Here is a 16,689-nt window from a genome sequence, read left to right as displayed (position 1 = left end):
GTAAAGTGATGGCCATTTCGTCAGGAGTGAAGACCGTGAGTGAGCGTTCCAGTCATTGGCAACTACAAACCATCGTCAGCCAACTGCGCGGCGCCCGTGACCAGTGGCGAACCCGCAACGGTCGCTTGAGCGGCGAGCATGGCGGCCGCGAGTTGCCGTCGCGCGAAGCGGTGGCGCAGATCCTCGAGGCACTGTGCGGCGCGCTGTTTCCCATGCGCCTGGGGCCGGCGGATTTGCGTGAAGAGAGTGAAGATTTCTACGTCGGCCACACCCTCGACGTCGCCTTGAATGCCTTGCTCGCCCAGGCGCGCCTGGAGTTGCGCTATGCCGCGCGCCAGGGCGGCCAGGATGACAGCCAGATCGATGCGCATGCGATCCGGCTGATCCAGGACTTTGCCCTGGCCTTGCCGGCGCTGCGTATCCTGCTGGACACCGACGTGCTCGCCGCCTACCACGGCGACCCGGCCGCCCGCAGCGTGGACGAGGTGCTGCTGTGCTATCCGGGGATCCTGGCGGTGATTCACCATCGCCTGGCCCACCACCTGTATCGCGCCGGCCTACCGCTGTTGGCGCGGATCATTGCGGAAATCGCCCATTCGGCCACCGGTATCGATATCCACCCCGGCGCGCAGATCGGCCCGAGCTTCTTCATCGACCATGGGACCGGTGTGGTGATCGGCGAAACCGCGATCATCGGCGAGCGGGTGCGCATCTACCAGGCCGTGACCCTGGGCGCCAAGCGCTTCCCGGCGGACGAAGACGGGCAGTTGCAGAAAGGCCATCCGCGCCATCCGATCGTCGAGGACGACGTGGTGATTTATGCCGGGGCGACGATCCTCGGGCGCATCACCATCGGCCAAGGCTCGACCATCGGCGGCAACGTGTGGCTGACCCGCAGCGTGCCAGCGGGGGCGAATATCACCCAGGCAAACCTGCAACACGACGACGGCGCGCAAAAGTAAACAAACCCTTGTGGGAGGGGGCTTGCTCCCGATAGCGGTGGATCAGTTTGTATCTGTGTGACTGACCCACCGCTATCGGGAGCAAGCCCCCACATTTTTTATGCGCATTCCAAATCCCAATCACTGAACGATTTGCCTCGCTCAGCCGTCATATTCATCCCTGCGATTAGTCCCAGGCCGCCTATCCACGCTCACAACAGGAGGCTTACTTTTGCTGAGTCCGTTTTACACCGCCACATCTCACACCCTCGCGGTGCATCGCTCATGAGTGCATCGTCCACTCCTTCCAGCGGCCTGGTGCGCATGAATGCGCCGGTCTTCTACTTCGCCGCCACCTTCATCCTGCTGTTCGGCATCACTGTCATCGCTATCCCGCAACAGGCCGGTGCCTGGCTGCTGGCCGCGCAAAACTGGGCGGCCAATACGGTCGGCTGGTACTACATGCTGGCGATGACCCTGTATCTGGTCTTCGTGGTGGTCACCGCGCTATCGGGCTACGGCAAGATAAAACTCGGTGCCGACCACGACGAGCCCGAATTCAGCTACCTGTCCTGGGCCGGCATGCTGTTCGCCGCCGGGATCAGCATCACGCTGTTTTTCTTCTGCGTCTCCGAGCCGCTGACCCACCTGGTGCAACCGCCCCAGGGCGAGGCATTGAACGCCGATGCCGCGCGCCAGGCCATGCAGATCCTGTTTCTGCACTGGGGGCTGCACGGTTGGGGCGTGTTCGCGTTTGTCGGCATGGCCCTGGCGTATTTCGCCTACCGGCATAACCTGCCGCTGGCGCTGCGTTCGGCGCTGTACCCGCTGATCGGCAAGCGCATCAACGGCCCTATCGGATACGCGGTGGATGGCTTCGGCATCATCGCCACGGTGTTCGGCCTCGGTGCCGACATGGGCTTCGGCGTGCTGCACCTCAACGCCGGTCTGGATTACCTGTTCGGCATTGCCCACACCCAGTGGATTCAGGTCGGCCTGATCACCCTGATGATGGGCGCGGCGATCCTGGTGGCCGTAGCCGGGGTGGACAAGGGGGTGCGGGTGATGTCCGACATCAACATGCTGCTGGCCTGTGCGCTGCTGCTGTTCGTGTTGTTCGCCGGGCCCACCCAGCACTTGCTCAACACCCTGATCCAGAACATCGGCGACTACCTCGGCGCGTTGCCGACCAAGAGTTTCGACGTCTATGCCTACGACAAACCCAGCGACTGGCTGGGCGGTTGGACGGTGTTCTATTGGGCCTGGTGGATCGCATGGTCACCGTTCGTGGGCCTGTTCATCGCGCGGATTTCCCGTGGCCGCACCATCCGCGAATTCGTGTTCGGCGTGCTGCTGATCCCGCTGGGTTTCACCCTGGCGTGGATGTCGATCTTCGGTAACAGCGCCATTGACCAGGTGCTCAACCACGGGATGGCGGCCCTCGGTCAGTCGGCCATCGATGATCCGTCGATGAGCCTGTACCTGTTGCTGGAAACCTACCCGTGGAGCAAGACGGTGATCGCCGTCACCGTGTTTATCAGCTTCGTGTTCTTCGTCACCTCGGCCGACTCCGGCACCGTGGTGCTGTCGACCCTGTCGTCCAAGGGCGGCAACCCCGATGAAGACGGGCCGAAGTGGCTGCGGGTGTTCTGGGGCGCGATGACGGCGCTGGTCACCAGTGCGCTGCTGTTTGCCGGCAGTATCGACTCGCTCAAGTCGGCGGTGGTGCTGACCTCGCTGCCGTTCTCGTTGATCCTGCTGCTGATGATGTGGGGGCTGCACAAGGCCTTCTACCTCGAGTCGCAAAAACAGATCGCGCAGTTGCATTCGCTGGCGCCGGTATCGGGCTCACGCAAGGGCACGGGAGGCTGGCGCCAGCGTTTGAGCCAGGCCGTACATTTCCCGTCACGGGACGAGGTGTACCGTTTCCTTGAGACCACCGTGCGCCCGGCGATCGAAGAAGTGACGGCCGTGTTTGTCGAAAAAGGCCTCAACGTCGTGACCCAGCCCGACCCGTCCAACGACAGTGTCAGCCTGGAAATCGGTCATGGCGAAGAGCACCCGTTCGTTTACCAGGTGCAGATGCGCGGTTATTTCACGCCCTCGTTCGCACGCGGCGGCATGGGGTCAAAACAGCTCAACAATCGCCGCTACTACCGTGCCGAGGTGCACTTGAGGGAGGGCAGTCAGGACTACGATCTGGTGGGCTACACCAAGGAGCAGATCATCAACGACATCCTTGACCAATATGAGCGCCACCTGCAGTTCCTGCACCTGGTGCGCTGACCCTTCGTTGGCGAAAAGCCCCGTTCCACGGGGCTTTCTTAAATTTAATTTCATCTGCCCGCGCGCCGTTTTGACGCGCAACTGTCATATGCGCCCTGCGTAATTGTGTGAAGCGTTTGACGCTTTCATTTCAGAACAGTGACGGAGACCGGTACAGATGAAGACGTTTTTAAGCCCCGTGGTGGGAGCCGCCATGGCGAGCTTTATGCTGTCCGCCCATGCCGATTTTATCGATGACAGCCACGCCGACGTGACCCTGCTCAATCGCTATCTCAACCAGCAGGGGCGTGACGTAGTGGGCAGCAGCGCCAAGGCCCACAGCATTCGGGATTGGGGCCAGGGCTTCGAGTTCAACTTCAAGTCCGGCTACACCGAGGGAACGGTTGGCTTCGGCTTGGATCTGCAGGCGTTCTACGGCTTGAAGCTGGATTCGGGCGGCGACCTCAACGACAAGAATCACCAGGGCCGCTACCCCGGCAGCATGTTCCCGCTGGATAACGGCAAATCCGCCGACCAGTTCGGCGTACTCAGCCCAACGCTCAAGATGCGCTTTGCCAAGGACGAGTTGCGCCTCGGTACGCTCTACGGCAACAACCCGCTGCTGGCCAACACGGACGGTCGCCTGTACCAGCAGACCAACACCGGGGTGCAACTGGTGTCCAAGGACCTCAGTGATTTCACCTTCACCGGCGGCGATATCTTCAAGACCAAGATCCGCAACGAAACCGGCGACCAGGGCATGATCACCGCCGGCGGCACCAAAGAGAGCGATCGCTTCCTCTTCGGCGGCGCGGACTACACCGGCATCCAGAACACCACGGTCAGCCTGTGGTACTCCAACCTCGAGGATTACTACCAGCAGTTCTTCCTCGGCGCCAAGCACCACGACGCATTGCCGGTCGGTGCAATCGACACCGATGTGCGCGTATTCCGCAGCCTGGGCGTGGGCGGCAACGCCGATGGCGACAAGAACTATGCGGCAGCCGGCTCCTACGGCGACGGCGTGAACAAAGGGCGCATCAACCAGTCCACCATCAGCCTGCTGGAAAGCTACAGCCTGAACGGTCACACCGTCGGCCTCGGGATTCAGAAAAACAGCGGCGAGAGCGACTTTCCGTACCTCGACTCCGGCCTGAACAGCGGTGATGCCCGCCAAGGTCCGGGTTCGGGCGCCGACACCCCGGCGCTGACCAACATGCAACTGAACAAATTCCAGCACGCGGGCGAACGCACCTGGCTGGCGCAGTACAAATATGACTTCGGCAAAATCGGTCTCACCGGCCTGACCTTCTCCGCCGCCTACGCCCATGGCGATGACATCCGCACCGCTCAGGGCACCACCAGCGAGTGGGAACGCAACGTGGCCGTGGCCTATCAAGTTCCCACCGGTACCCTCAAGGGCCTCGGCGTGAGCTGGAAAAACGCCCATGCCAGCCCGGAAATTACCGGCGCTACCGTGCAGGATGAAAACCGCTTTTATGTCAGCTATGTCGTTCCACTCTGGTAGGAAATTGCTGTAAAACGGACGGGCGACTTAAGCGATTCAGCTGGTTAGAAGGCCTGGGAATAACCTTATTTCCAGGCCTTATTTGCCTACGTCCAAGAGAGGATTCGATGACTTACATTGCTGCCGAAAACCGCTATGAATCTATTCCCTATCGCCGCGTAGGCCGCAGTGGACTGGTGCTACCGGCACTGTCCCTGGGGCTGTGGCACAACTTTGGCGACAGCACCCCGATCGACACCCAGCGCGCCCTGCTGCGCACGGCGTTCGACCTGGGAATCAACCACTTCGACCTGGCCAACAACTACGGCCCGCCCTACGGCAGCGCCGAGATCAACTTCGGCCGGTTGCTGCGCGAAGACTTCAAGAGCTACCGCGACGAACTGATCATCTCCAGCAAGGCCGGCTGGGACATGTGGCCGGGCCCTTACGGCCAGGGCGGCGGCTCGCGCAAATATGTGCTGGCAAGCCTGGACCAGAGCCTGCAACGCCTGGGCGTCGACTATGTGGATATTTTCTACTCGCACCGCTTCGACGCCGACACGCCCCTGGAAGAAACCGCCAGCGCCCTCGCCACCGCCGTGCAACAGGGCAAGGCGTTGTACATCGGCATCTCGTCTTACTCCGGGGTGAAAACCCGCGAAATCGCGGCCCTGCTCAACGAGTGGAAAGTGCCGCTGCTGATCCACCAACCGGCCTACAACCTGCTCAACCGCTGGGTGGAAAAAGACCTGCTGGACACCACCGAAGCACTTGGCGCCGGGGTGATCGCATTTACACCGCTGGCCCAGGGATTGCTCACCGACAAGTACCTCAATGGCGTACCGGCCGATGCACGGGTCAACCGTCCGGGCGGTGGTTCGTTGCAGGCCAAGCACCTGTCCGAAACCAACATCGCCCACGTGCGTGCATTGAACGAAATCGCCAAGCGTCGCGGCCAGAGCCTGGCGCAACTGGCCCTGGCCTGGACCCTGCGCGATCCACGGGTGACCAGCGCACTGATCGGCGCCAGCCGGCCGGAGCAGATCATCGAGAACGTCGGGGCATTGCAGAACCTGAGCTTCACCGCCGAGGAATTGGCGGAGATCGATCGGTTCGCGTTGGAAGGTGGGATCAACCTGTGGGAAAAGCCATCCACTGCTGAATAACCCGGCACGCCTTGGTCAATCTGGGAGGGGGCTTGCTCCCTCCCACATTAGAACGGCACGTCGCCCAGAATCGTCGCTCGATGCATCACCCGCCGCTGCGGCCGGTAGTCATCCACCGCGTAGTGCTGGGTCACGCGGTTATCCCAGAACGCCACGTCATTCTCTTGCCAGCGCCAGCGAATCGTGAACTCAGGGCGTGTCGCGTGGGCGAACAGCAGCTTCAAGATCGCCTCGCTTTCCGCCGGTTCCAGTTCGTTGATCTTGGTGGTGAAGCCCTCACTGACAAACAGCGACTTGCGCCCGCTCACCGGATGCGTGCGCACCACCGGGTGCGACAGCGGCGGGTTTTTCTTGCGGGTTTCTTCCCAGCGCGCCAGGTCTTCGGCGGTGTTGCCAAAGCGCTCCAGCGGGAAGGACTTGGTGAAATCGTGGGTGGCGGTCAGCCCGTTGAGCAGGCGCTTGAGCGGCGCGGACAACGCCTCGTATGCCGCGATGCCACTGGCCCACAACGTATCGCCGCCGAACGCCGGCAACAGCTTGGCACTGAGCACCGCGCCGAGGGCCGGGGTGGGCAGGAAGGTCACGTCGGTGTGCCACACCGCGTTGTCGCGCACGTCGGTGACGGCGGTGTCGAGGATCAGCACTTCGGGCTGTTCCGGCACGTTGGGGTAGATCGGGTGGATGTGCAGGTCACCGAAATCAGCCGCGAACCGCGCCTGTTGTTGCGGGGTGATCGGCTGGTCGCGAAAGAACAGCACCGAATGCGTCAGTAACGCCTGTTCGATGGCGTCGCGCTGTTCGAGGTTCAGCGGCTGGGTGATATCGACGCCACTGATTTGGGCGCCCAGGGCGGTGCTTAATGGCGTAACGGTCAGGCTGCTCATGGGGTTCTCACTTAATGTGCCTGGCCATGCCAGGGCACCAATTTACGCTGCAGGGCACGCAGGCCCATCTCCATGGCGAAGGCGATCAACGCGATCACCAGAATTCCCAGCACCACCACATCGGTGACCAGGAACTGCGCCGCCGACTGCACCATGAAGCCCAGGCCGCGGGTGGCGGCGATCAGCTCGGCGGCGACCAGGGTCGACCAGCCCACGCCCAGGCCGATGCGCACGCCGGTGAGGATGTCGGGCAGGGCGCTGGGCAGGATCACATGGCGAATCAACTGGGCGCGGCTGGCGCCCAATGACTGCGCCGCACGCAGCTTGGCCGGGTCGACGGTGCGCACGCCGGTCGCCGTCGCGATGGCAATCGGGGCAAAGATCGCCAGGTAAATCAGCAGCACTTTGGACAGCTCGCCGATGCCGCACCAGATCACGATCAACGGCAGATACGCCAGGGGCGGAATCGGCCGGTAGAACTCGATCAGCGGGTCGAGAATGCCCCGGGCGACGCGATTGGCACCGATGGCGATGCCCACCGGCACGGCGGTCAGGACCGCAAAGCCCAGGCCCAGGCCGATCCGGCTGAGGCTCGCGGCCAAGTGCTGCCACAAGGTGGAATCCATGTAACCGGTGGTCGCCAGCAACCAGGCTTTTTGCAGCACGGCAGAGGGCGGTGGCAGGAACAGCGGTTCGATCACGCCGGTGGCGGTCACCGCCCACCAGATCGCCAGCAAGGCCACCAGGGTCAGCAGGCTGATCCAGCGCGTGCTCAGGCTGCGCCGCAGCGGTATAACCGCGTGCGCCACCGGCTTGGTGGCCGTGGCGGGGAGTTCGTAGCTGCTCATGCGCACACCTGCCGTTGCGAGAACACTTTGCCCAGCACGTGTTCGCGGGTTTCGATAAAACGCGGATCGGACTTGATCGCCCGCGCCGATTCGCCGGCGGCATAGCGCTGGCCGAAATCCAGGTGCAGGCGCTCGACGATCTGGCCCGGGTTGGGCGCCAGCAGGATCAGATCGGTGGCGAGGAATACCGCTTCTTCGATGTCATGGGTAATCAGGAACACCGGCTTGGCCGTGCGCCGCCAGACTTGCAGCAACAGCTCCTGCATCTGTTCGCGGGTGAAGGCATCGAGGGCGCCGAAAGGTTCGTCCATCAACAGCACGCGTGGGTCGGCGGCCAACGCACGGGCCAGGCCGACGCGTTGTTTCTGGCCGCCGGAGAGTTGCCAGATGCGCCGACTGTCGAAACCGGCCAGGTCCACCAGCGCGAGCATTTCCCGGGCGCGCACTTCGCGTTGCGCCTTGGGCACGCCGGCCAGTTCCAGGCCGAAGCCGACGTTGGCCAGCACGTCCTGCCAGGGCAGCAGGGCGTCGTCCTGGAACACCACGCCGCGTTCGGCGCTGGGGCCTTTGACCGGCACACCATCCAGGGTGATGCGGCCGGCCGACGGTTCGACAAAGCCGGCGATCAGGTTCAACAACGAAGTTTTGCCACTGCCGGACGGGCCGAGGGCCACCAGCAATTGCTGGGGCCCAAGGTTCAGTGAAATGTCAGACAGTACCGGTTCTGTGGCGCCTGGGTACTGTGCGCTGATGCGCTCCAGTTGTAGCAAGGCCATCGCGATGAACTCCTGAATCAGTGGGGGATGAATTTAGCGCTGACGTAAGGGGCGTAGTCCGGCAGCACCGCGTCGACCTTGCCTTGTTCCTTGAGGAACGCAGCGGTGTCGGTCACGGCCTTGATGGTCGGTGCGCCCAGCAGCGTCACCTGGTCAGCGGCCAGCGGGTAGACGTTGCCTTGCAGCAGCAGCGGGATGTCACTGGCCTTGGCGCCGGAGAGCTTGACCAACTTGTCGACGTTGCCTTTATCGGCGAGCCAGGCTTGTGGGTCTTTGCGGTAGGCGGCGTAGGCATCCAGGGTGACTTTGGCGAACGTGCTGACGATTTCCGGGTGCTTCTCGGCAAAATCCTTACGCACGATCCACGCATCGAAGGTCGGCGCGCCAAACTTGGCCAGTTCGCCGGAAGTGATCAGCACCTTGCCGTTTTCCTTGGCCACGCCCAGGGCCGGGTCCCACACGTAGGTGGCGTCGATATCGCCACGTTTCCAGGCGGCGATGATCGCTGGCGGTGCGAGGTTGAGGATGGTCACTTTCGACGGGTCGATGTTCCAGTGCTTCAGTGCGGCCAGCAGGCTGTAGTGACCGGTGGACACGAACGGTACGGCGACTTTCTTACCGATCAGGTCCTGCGGGCCGTTGATCCCCGAACCGTCGCGCACCACCAGGGCTTCGGCACCGCCGATCTGAGTGGCGACGAGGAAGGTTTGCACCGGCACCTTGCGAGTGATGGCGGCGGTCAGTGGGCTGGAACCGAGGTAGCCGATCTGTACGTCGCCGGAGGCGATGGCGGCGATGATATCGGCGCCATTGTCGAATTTGCGCCAGTCGATCTTGGCGTTAGTGGCTTTTTCATACGCACCGTCGGCCTGGGCGACTTTGGCCGGGTCTACGGTGGTCTGGTAGGCGATGGTCACATCCGCCGCCTGGGCAAACAGGCTGGCACCGGCCAGCGACAATGCGGCCAAGAGGCGCAGAGGGGTCAGCAGTTTCAAGGGGAAGCTCCTCAATCAAGCGGCCGAGGGTCGGCATGTGAGGAGACTAAATGATCTAAGAATCCGAAAATAAATAACATTTTCGCATTAGCTTATGAGGAGAAAGGTTGAAGCCAATCTTGAACTGGATGAGGGCAAATGTGGGAGGGGGCTTGCTCCCGATAGCGGTGGGTCAGTCAACCCATCAGTGACTGATCCACAGCTAACAGGGGACCGAGCAGGTCCTTAGTTACTGATGGCGAGGATGCTGGCCTGGTACGAGCCGACGAATACATCGAAATCGCCCACTTCGTTCTGCTCCAGCTCCGCCTGTTGCGCCAGGGACGTGCGCGCCAGCTCTTCAAAGCGTGCCTGCTCTTGGGCCGGCAAAGGCTCGCGGCGGAAATGCTCGGCGTGCACCTCGCTCTGGTGCAGAGAGAATTGCGCAAAACTTTCTTTGCGCTCGGCCATCGCCGCCAACACCTGGGCCGATGGCGTCAGGGACGGGTCGTTGACCTTGGCCAACTGAGCGTCCAGCGCCTGGCTGTGTTCGGTCATGCCATGGCTCTGGTCGAGCAGGGCGGCCAACGGGGCGATCTTTTCCAGCAGATCGGTGGCCCATTCCTTCAGGTCCACCGCTTGGCCCTTGCGCTGCAATTGCAGGCCTGGGCGTCGGCCTTCCTTGACCACACTGAGGAAGTTGGACGTGGCGTTGCGGCACTCGTTGTCGGCGAACTGCGGGCTGTCGTTCAGCGCGCAGTAGAGCAGGAAGGCGTCGAGGAACCGCGACTCCTGCAGATCGATACCCATCGGCAGGAACGGGTTGATATCCAGGCAACGCACTTCGATGTACTGGATGCCGCGGGCCATCAGCGCCTGGATCGGCCGCTCGCCGGTGTAGGTCACGCGTTTGGGGCGGATGTTGGAGTAGTACTCGTTTTCGATCTGCAGGATGTTGGTGTTGAGCTGCACCCACTCACCATCCTTGTGGGTGCCGATTTCGACATACGGCGCGTAGGGCGTTGCCACTGCGGTGCGCAGGCTGTCGGTGTAGCTGGCCAGGTCGTTGTAGCACGGCGTCAGGCCGGCCTGGGCGTTGCTCTGGTAACCCAGGTCGCTCATGCGCAGGCTGGTGGCGTAGGGCAGGTACAGGGTATCGGCGTCGAGCACTTCCAACTGGTGCGAGCGCCCGCGCAGGAAACCGGCGTCCAGGGCCGGCGAGGCGCCGAACAGGTACATCAGCAGCCAGCTGTAGCGGCGGAAGTTTCGGATCAGCGCGATATAGGCGTCCGACTGATAGTCGCGGTCGGTGCCGACGAACCCTTCGGCTTCCTTGAGCAGCGGCCACAGCTGTTCCGGCAGGGAAAAGTTGTAGTGGATGCCAGCGATGCACTGCATGGTCTTGCCGTACCGCAGGGCCAGGCCCTTGCGATACACGTACTTGAGCTGTCCGATATTGGAGGTGCCGTAGTAGGCAATCGGGATGTCTTCCTCGGCCGGCAATGGGCACGGCATCGACGGGCTCCACAGGTATTCGCTGCCGAGCTTGGAATAGGCGAAGCGATGGATCTTGTCCAGGCTGCTCAGGGTATCGGCCGGGTCGGGCAAGGCTGGGGTGATGAACTCCAGCAGCGATTCGGAGTAGTCGGTGGTGATCTGTTCATGGGTCAGCGCAGCACCCAGGGCTTCGGGGTGTGGCGTTTGCGCCAACCGACCTTCACTGGTGACACGTAGGCATTCACGCTCGATGCCATGCAAGCAGTGCTCTAGCAGGGAGAGGTGTTCGCGCTTGCCGAGCAGGGCCAGGCGGCGGTTGAGAAGTTCGCTCAAGTTGGATTCCTTCACGCGTCAGTCGCCCCAATATGGGGGTGGTCAAGACGGTCTACAAGGGTGAAGTTAAAACTGGCGTGATCGCCTGGTTTTGAGTCGATTTGACCCGCTTTGAAAAAGCCGGCTTCACTCCATGAATTGGGCTACAGCGCAGCAGGAAAATTCCGACGCCGTTATCGCAGCGCCGAAATTAACTCAAATCGAGGGCAGGGAGCTATAGGACAGCGAAGGTGCCTTGTGCTTTTGCGACGAGTTTGTCGTCCTGGTGCACATCGGCTTCCACCACCATGGTGCGCCGCCCCGCATGAATCACGCGGGAGGTGCACAGCACGTCGCCATCGGACACGGCGCGGATGTAGTTGATCTTGCATTCGATGGTCGCGCTCTGCCGGTCGAAACCATGGGCGCTGGAACACGCCAGCCCCATGGTGATATCCACCAGGCTGAAAATCGCCCCGCCATGGAGCTTGCCTGCGCGGTTGCGCAGCTGCGGCTCCAGGGTCAGGGCCACCTCGGCAACGCCTTCCTCAAGGCGCTGCACGCGGCAACCGATCAGTTCGCTGAACGCGCTCTGGGTCAAGCCGGCCGGGATTTCCATCAGCGTTTCTTCAACTGTTTGGCGTTGGCGAAAAGCGAGGCCATCGCGTTGTTGGTCGGCGCCGCGGTGGCGGTTTCCTTGCGCGGGGCGTTGTTCTGCGACTGGCGTGGCGCGGAGCCTGGGCGTGCGCCACGGGCACCGTCGATTTTCTCGCCGGGGGTGTCGCTCATGCGCATCGACAGGCCGACGCGTTTGCGCGGGATGTCCACTTCCATGACCTTGACCTTGACCACGTCACCGGCCTTCACCGCTTCGCGCGGGTCCTTGATGAACTTCTCCGAAAGTGCGGAGATATGCACCAAACCGTCCTGATGCACGCCGATGTCCACAAAGGCACCGAAGTTGGTCACGTTGGTGACCACGCCTTCGAGGATCATGCCCAGCTGCAGGTCCTTGAGGTCTTCGACGCCGTCCTGGAACTCGGCGGTTTTGAATTCGGGACGGGGGTCGCGGCCGGGTTTTTCCAGCTCTTGCAGGATGTCGGTGATGGTCGGCACGCCGAAGGTTTCATCGGTGTATTTCTTCGGGTCCAGGCGCTTGAGGAACGCAGCGTCGCCGATCAGCGAGCGGATATCGCGGTCGGTCTCGGCAGCGATACGTTGCACCAGCGGGTAGGCTTCCGGGTGGACCGCCGAGGCGTCCAGCGGGTTGTCGCCGTTCATGACACGCAGGAAACCGGCGGCCTGTTCGAAGGTTTTTTCACCCAGGCGTGCGACTTTTTTCAGCGCGGCGCGGGTTTTGAACGCACCGTTCTCGTCGCGGTGGGTGACGATGTTCTGCGCCAGGGTCGCGTTGAGGCCGGAGATCCGCGCCAGCAGTGCGACCGAGGCGGTGTTCACGTCCACGCCCACGGCGTTCACACAGTCTTCCACCACCGCATCCAGGCCGCGCGCCAGTTTCAACTGCGACACGTCGTGCTGGTATTGGCCGACGCCGATGGATTTCGGGTCGATCTTCACCAGCTCGGCCAGTGGGTCCTGCAGACGCCGGGCGATGGACACCGCGCCACGGATCGACACGTCGAGGTCCGGGAATTCCTTGGAAGCCAGCTCCGACGCCGAGTACACCGAAGCACCGGCCTCGGAGACCATGACCTTGGTCATCTTCATGGCTGGGTATTTTTTGATCAGCTCGGCGGCCAACTTATCGGTCTCACGGCTGGCGGTGCCGTTGCCGATGGCGATCAGGTCCACGGCGTGCTTGGCGCACAGGGCAGCCAGGATCGCGAGGGTCTGGTCCCACTTGTTATGCGGCACGTGCGGGTAGACGGTGGCGTGGTCCAGCAGTTTGCCGGTGGCGTCGACCACGGCAACCTTGCAGCCGGTACGCAGGCCCGGGTCGAGGCCCAGGGTCGCACGCGGGCCGGCCGGGGCGGCCAGCAACAGGTCGTGCAGGTTGTGGGCGAAGACGTTGATCGCCTCGGTCTCGGCGCCGTCGCGCAACTCGCCCAGCAGGTCGGTTTCCAAGTGGGTGTAGAGCTTGACCTTCCAGGTCCAGCGCACCACTTCACCGAGCCACTTGTCCGCAGGACGGTTCTGATTCTGAATGCCGAATTGTTGACCGATCATGCCTTCGCACGGGTGCATGGTGCCCGGCAGTTCATCGCCGACTTTCAGCGACGAGCTGAGAATGCCTTCGTTGCGACCGCGGAAAATCGCCAGGGCGCGGTGGGACGGCATGCTCTTGAGCGGTTCGTCGTGCTCGAAGTAGTCGCGGAACTTGGCGCCTTCTTCCTCTTTGCCGGCGATCACGCGGGCGCTGAGGATGGCTTCCTGCTTGAGATAGGTACGCAGTTTTTCCAGGAGGCTGGCGTCTTCGGCGAAGCGCTCCATCAGGATGTACTTGGCGCCTTCCAGGGCGGCCTTGACGTCGGCGACGCCTTTTTCGGCGTCGATGAAGCGGGCGGCTTCGGTTTCGGGCGTCAACGACGGGTCGTTGAACAGGCCGTCGGCCAGATCCCCCAGGCCGGCTTCCAGGGCGATCTGACCCTTGGTGCGGCGCTTTTGTTTGTAGGGCAGGTAAAGGTCTTCGAGGCGGGTTTTGGTGTCGGCGAGCTTGATGTCACGTTCCAGCTGCGGGGTCAATTTGCCCTGTTCCTCGATGCTGGCGAGGATGCTGATGCGCCGTTCGTCGAGTTCTCGCAGGTAGCGCAGGCGCTCTTCCAGGTGCCGCAGTTGGGTGTCATCGAGGCTGCCGGTCACTTCTTTACGGTAACGGGCGATGAAGGGCACCGTGGAGCCTTCATCCAGTAGAGCGACGGCCGCTTCGACCTGTTGTGGGCGTACACCGAGTTCCTCGGCAATGCGGCTGTTGATGCTGTCCATAAAACCACCTGAAATTCTTAGAAGCAGTTCACAGGCCCGGAAAACAAGGCCTTGCGAGGCTGGTTGAGCGGCCCGACTGGCGCCGCTGCCTGGGTCAAGAGGCAGCCTATTGACCCTCGAAATCGAAAAAATCGCGACAAGCGGATAAAAAAAGCCCGGCAGTAAACGGTAACGATCTGACGTTGTCCTGCACGAAGGCGCCGCATTATAACCAGCGTTCTGCCCTTGGGGGGTACTGCGCCAGCGGTGGTAGGGCGCGGGTCCGCTGGCAGTAGAGGAAAAATCTGCTAACAATGCACTCGGTGCGTATAACGGCAGCTAGGCCATAATGCGCGCCGAGATAAGAGGAGCATCCAATGAGCGGCACTGCACACACTGCTGAAGGCGAAAAAATTCTCATCGTTGATGACGATCCAGGGCTGAGCAGCCTGCTGGAGCGCTTTTTCAACTCCAAGGGCTATCGTGCCCGCGCGGTGCCGAACACCGAACAGATGGACCGCCTGTTGGGGCGCGAAGTGTTCAACCTGGTCGTGCTCGACCTGATGCTGCCCGGCGAAGACGGCCTGACCGCCTGCAAACGCCTGCGCAGCGCGAACAACCAGATTCCGATCATCATGCTCACCGCCAAGGGCGATGAGCTGAGCCGCATCAAGGGCCTTGAACTGGGCGCTGACGATTACCTGGCCAAGCCATTCAACCCGGATGAACTGATGGCGCGGGTCAAGGCCGTATTGCGTCGCCAGGCGCCCACGGTACCCGGCGCACCGGGCAGCGAAGACGAAAGCGTGACCTTTGGCGACTACGAACTGTCGTTGGCCACCCGCGAGCTCAAGCGCGGTGACGAAGTGCACATGCTCACCACCGGCGAGTTCGCGGTACTCAAGGCCCTGGTGATGAACGCACGCCAGCCGCTGACCCGCGACAAGCTGATGAACCTGGCCCGTGGGCGGGAATGGGACGCTCTGGAGCGCTCCATCGACGTGCAGATTTCCCGTCTGCGCCGAATGATCGAGCCGGACCCGTCCAAGCCACGATATATCCAGACGGTGTGGGGCGTGGGTTATGTGTTTGTGCCGGATGGCACCGCAACCAAGTGACCCATGATTTGCAGGGCGGGCATCCTGGCGTTTGACTCCACGAGAGTCGACGGGATGTCCGGCGTCTGCAATTCTGCGAGCGCCGCTCGTTCCAGCAAGGTGTCCAGCTGTCTTCTATGAAAACCCCCCTGTGGTTCCCGCAAAGTTTCTTTTCCCGCACCCTTTGGCTGGTGCTGATCGTCGTTCTGTTCTCCAAGGCGTTGACGCTGGTTTATCTGCTGATGAACGAGGACGTCCTGGTGGACCGGCAGTACAGCCACGGCGTTGCCCTGACGTTGCGTGCCTATTGGGCCGTAGACCCTGAAAACCGCGAGAAGGTAGCCAAGGCGTCGACGTTGATTCGGGTTGATGGCGCCGGTGTGCCGGAAGGCGAGCAGCATTGGCCGTACAGCGAGATTTACCAGCGCCAGATGCAGGCCGAGCTGGGCGAGGACACCGAGGTCCGGCTGCGCATGCATGTTTCGCCTGCGTTGTGGGTCAGGGCGCCGAGCCTGGGGGATGCCTGGATCAAGGTGCCGCTCTACCCGCATCCGTTGCGTGGGCAAAAGATCTGGAATGTGCTGGGCTGGTTCCTGGCCATCGGGTTGCTTTCAACGGCGTCCGCGTGGATTTTCGTGCGCCAGCTCAACCAACCGCTCAAACGCCTGGTATTCGCCGCCCGCCAGCTGGGGCAAGGGCGCAGCGTGCGCCTGCCGGTCAGCGATACGCCCAGCGAGATGACCGAGGTGTATGGCGCGTTCAACCAGATGGCGGAGGACGTCGAACAGGCCGGGCGCGAACGCGAGCTGATGCTGGCGGGGGTATCCCACGACTTGCGCACCCCGTTGACGCGGTTGCGCCTGTCCCTGGAGCTGATGGGCAACCATACCGACCTGACCGATGACATGGTGCGCGATATCGAGGACATGGACGCTATTCTCGACCAGTTCCTGGCGTTCATTCGCGATGGCCGTGATGAAGTGGTGGAAGAGGTCGACCTCACGGAACTGGTGCGTGAAGTGGTAGCGCCCTACAACCAGAATGGCGAGCGGGTGCGCATGCGCCTGGAACCGATCCAGCCGTTTGCGTTGCGCAGGGTGTCGATGAAGCGCCTGTTGAACAACCTGATCGGCAATGCCTTGCACCATGCCGGTTCGGATGTGGAAGTGGCGGCCTATGTGTCCGGTGACAGCGCGGCGCCCTATGTGGTGCTGAGTGTGCTGGACCGTGGCACCGGTATCGATCCGGCTGAGCTGGAAGGTATTTTCAACCCGTTCACCCGTGGCGACCGAGCCCGTGGGGGCAAGGGGACCGGTTTGGGGCTGGCGATCGTGCGGCGCATCGCCTCGATGCATGGCGGCAATGTCGAATTGCGCAACCGCGAAGACGGAGGCCTGGAAGCGCGGGTGCGTTTGCCGCTTGGGTTGATGTTGCCCAGAGACGCGGTCTAATCAAAACGTGGGGGCTTGCTCCCGATAGCGGTGGATCAGCCAGCATATT

13 protein-coding genes are annotated in these 16,689 nt (G+C 62.3%); 6 read left to right on the top strand and 7 right to left on the bottom strand.

All coding sequences use genetic code 11. From position 1 onward, the window contains the following. The first annotated feature begins 35 nt into the window (after positions 1-35). The 4 genes from epsC (at position 36) to mgrA (ending at position 5,879) form a co-directional block, all read left to right on the top strand. Positions 36-962, top strand: coding sequence for a serine O-acetyltransferase EpsC (gene epsC / locus BLR63_RS21570; RefSeq protein WP_010565432.1), 927 nt, complete (start codon positions 36-38; stop codon positions 960-962). Between the two features lie 303 nt (positions 963-1,265). Further along, a complete protein-coding gene (gene betT, locus BLR63_RS21565) occupies positions 1,266-3,227 on the top strand; it encodes a choline transporter BetT (protein ID WP_179130361.1) in 1,962 nt (653 codons plus the stop codon). Between the two features lie 157 nt (positions 3,228-3,384). Continuing rightward, on the top strand, positions 3,385-4,734 hold the full coding sequence (locus tag BLR63_RS21560; RefSeq protein WP_010567102.1) for an OprD family outer membrane porin: 1,350 nt from the start codon (positions 3,385-3,387) through the stop codon (positions 4,732-4,734). Positions 4,735-4,841: 107 nt separating this feature from the next. Then, on the top strand, positions 4,842-5,879 hold the full coding sequence (mgrA, locus tag BLR63_RS21555; RefSeq protein WP_010567103.1) for an L-glyceraldehyde 3-phosphate reductase: 1,038 nt from the start codon (positions 4,842-4,844) through the stop codon (positions 5,877-5,879). Positions 5,880-5,926: 47 nt separating this feature from the next. Here the strand turns inward: mgrA and tauD are convergent, their stop codons facing one another. From tauD to BLR63_RS21520, 7 genes are all read right to left on the bottom strand, one after another. Next, the gene (gene tauD / locus BLR63_RS21550; protein WP_010567104.1) at positions 5,927-6,763 is read right to left on the bottom strand and encodes a taurine dioxygenase; all 837 of its coding nucleotides are present in this window, start codon (positions 6,761-6,763) and stop codon (positions 5,927-5,929) included. 11 nt (positions 6,764-6,774) lie between these two features. Further along, on the bottom strand, positions 6,775-7,611 hold the full coding sequence (gene tauC / locus BLR63_RS21545) for a taurine ABC transporter permease TauC (RefSeq protein WP_010567105.1): 837 nt from the start codon (positions 7,609-7,611) through the stop codon (positions 6,775-6,777). Continuing rightward, positions 7,608-8,387: a taurine ABC transporter ATP-binding subunit gene (gene tauB, locus BLR63_RS21540; protein ID WP_042947489.1), complete on the bottom strand. Its 780-nt coding sequence runs from the start codon at positions 8,385-8,387 to the stop codon at positions 7,608-7,610. The genes tauC and tauB overlap by 4 nt, the downstream gene beginning before the upstream one ends. A gap of 17 nt (positions 8,388-8,404) precedes the next feature. Continuing rightward, the gene (tauA, locus tag BLR63_RS21535; protein WP_010567107.1) at positions 8,405-9,382 is read right to left on the bottom strand and encodes a taurine ABC transporter substrate-binding protein; all 978 of its coding nucleotides are present in this window, start codon (positions 9,380-9,382) and stop codon (positions 8,405-8,407) included. Between the two features lie 225 nt (positions 9,383-9,607). Beyond that, positions 9,608-11,191 (bottom strand): glutamate--cysteine ligase, encoded by a 1,584-nt coding sequence (gene gshA, locus BLR63_RS21530; protein WP_010567108.1) that lies wholly within the window; start codon positions 11,189-11,191, stop codon positions 9,608-9,610. 214 nt (positions 11,192-11,405) lie between these two features. Then, positions 11,406-11,789 (bottom strand): PaaI family thioesterase, encoded by a 384-nt coding sequence (locus tag BLR63_RS21525; RefSeq protein ID WP_010567109.1) that lies wholly within the window; start codon positions 11,787-11,789, stop codon positions 11,406-11,408. Further along, positions 11,789-14,113: a Tex family protein gene (locus tag BLR63_RS21520; protein ID WP_010567110.1), complete on the bottom strand. Its 2,325-nt coding sequence runs from the start codon at positions 14,111-14,113 to the stop codon at positions 11,789-11,791. Before BLR63_RS21520 ends, BLR63_RS21525 begins: the two co-directional genes overlap by 1 nt. A 356-nt stretch (positions 14,114-14,469) precedes the next feature. Between BLR63_RS21520 and ompR the strand changes: the two genes are divergently transcribed. Together ompR and BLR63_RS21510 are read left to right on the top strand one after the other, a co-directional pair. Beyond that, a complete protein-coding gene (gene ompR / locus BLR63_RS21515; protein ID WP_010567111.1) occupies positions 14,470-15,210 on the top strand; it encodes an osmolarity response regulator transcription factor OmpR in 741 nt (246 codons plus the stop codon). A gap of 116 nt (positions 15,211-15,326) precedes the next feature. Further along, the gene (locus tag BLR63_RS21510) at positions 15,327-16,640 is read left to right on the top strand and encodes an ATP-binding protein (RefSeq protein ID WP_010567112.1); all 1,314 of its coding nucleotides are present in this window, start codon (positions 15,327-15,329) and stop codon (positions 16,638-16,640) included. Positions 16,641-16,689: the final 49 nt, after the last annotated feature.

The organism is Pseudomonas extremaustralis (assembly GCF_900102035.1).
In the GTDB taxonomy this organism is placed as follows: Bacteria; Pseudomonadota; Gammaproteobacteria; order Pseudomonadales; family Pseudomonadaceae; genus Aquipseudomonas; species Aquipseudomonas extremaustralis.
The sequence above is the reverse complement of the archived record's forward strand: the minus strand, read 5'-3'. Positions and strand labels throughout refer to the sequence as shown.

Excerpts from the sequence above, each read along its gene's own strand:
- betT (WP_179130361.1), top strand. The coding sequence starts at position 1,266 with ATGAATGCGCCGGTCTTCTACTTCGCCGCCACCTTCATCCTGCTGTTC.
- BLR63_RS21560 (WP_010567102.1), top strand. The coding sequence starts at position 3,385 with ATGAAGACGTTTTTAAGCCCCGTGGTGGGAGCCGCCATGGCGAGCTTT.
- mgrA (WP_010567103.1), top strand. The coding sequence starts at position 4,842 with ATGACTTACATTGCTGCCGAAAACCGCTATGAATCTATTCCCTATCGC.
- tauD (WP_010567104.1), bottom strand. The coding sequence starts at position 6,763 with ATGAGCAGCCTGACCGTTACGCCATTAAGCACCGCCCTGGGCGCCCAA.
- tauC (WP_010567105.1), bottom strand. The coding sequence starts at position 7,611 with ATGAGCAGCTACGAACTCCCCGCCACGGCCACCAAGCCGGTGGCGCAC.
- tauB (WP_042947489.1), bottom strand. The coding sequence starts at position 8,387 with ATGGCCTTGCTACAACTGGAGCGCATCAGCGCACAGTACCCAGGCGCC.
- BLR63_RS21525 (WP_010567109.1), bottom strand. The coding sequence starts at position 11,789 with ATGGAAATCCCGGCCGGCTTGACCCAGAGCGCGTTCAGCGAACTGATC.
- BLR63_RS21520 (WP_010567110.1), bottom strand. The coding sequence starts at position 14,113 with ATGGACAGCATCAACAGCCGCATTGCCGAGGAACTCGGTGTACGCCCA.
- ompR (WP_010567111.1), top strand. The coding sequence starts at position 14,470 with ATGAGCGGCACTGCACACACTGCTGAAGGCGAAAAAATTCTCATCGTT.
- BLR63_RS21510 (WP_010567112.1), top strand. The coding sequence starts at position 15,327 with ATGAAAACCCCCCTGTGGTTCCCGCAAAGTTTCTTTTCCCGCACCCTT.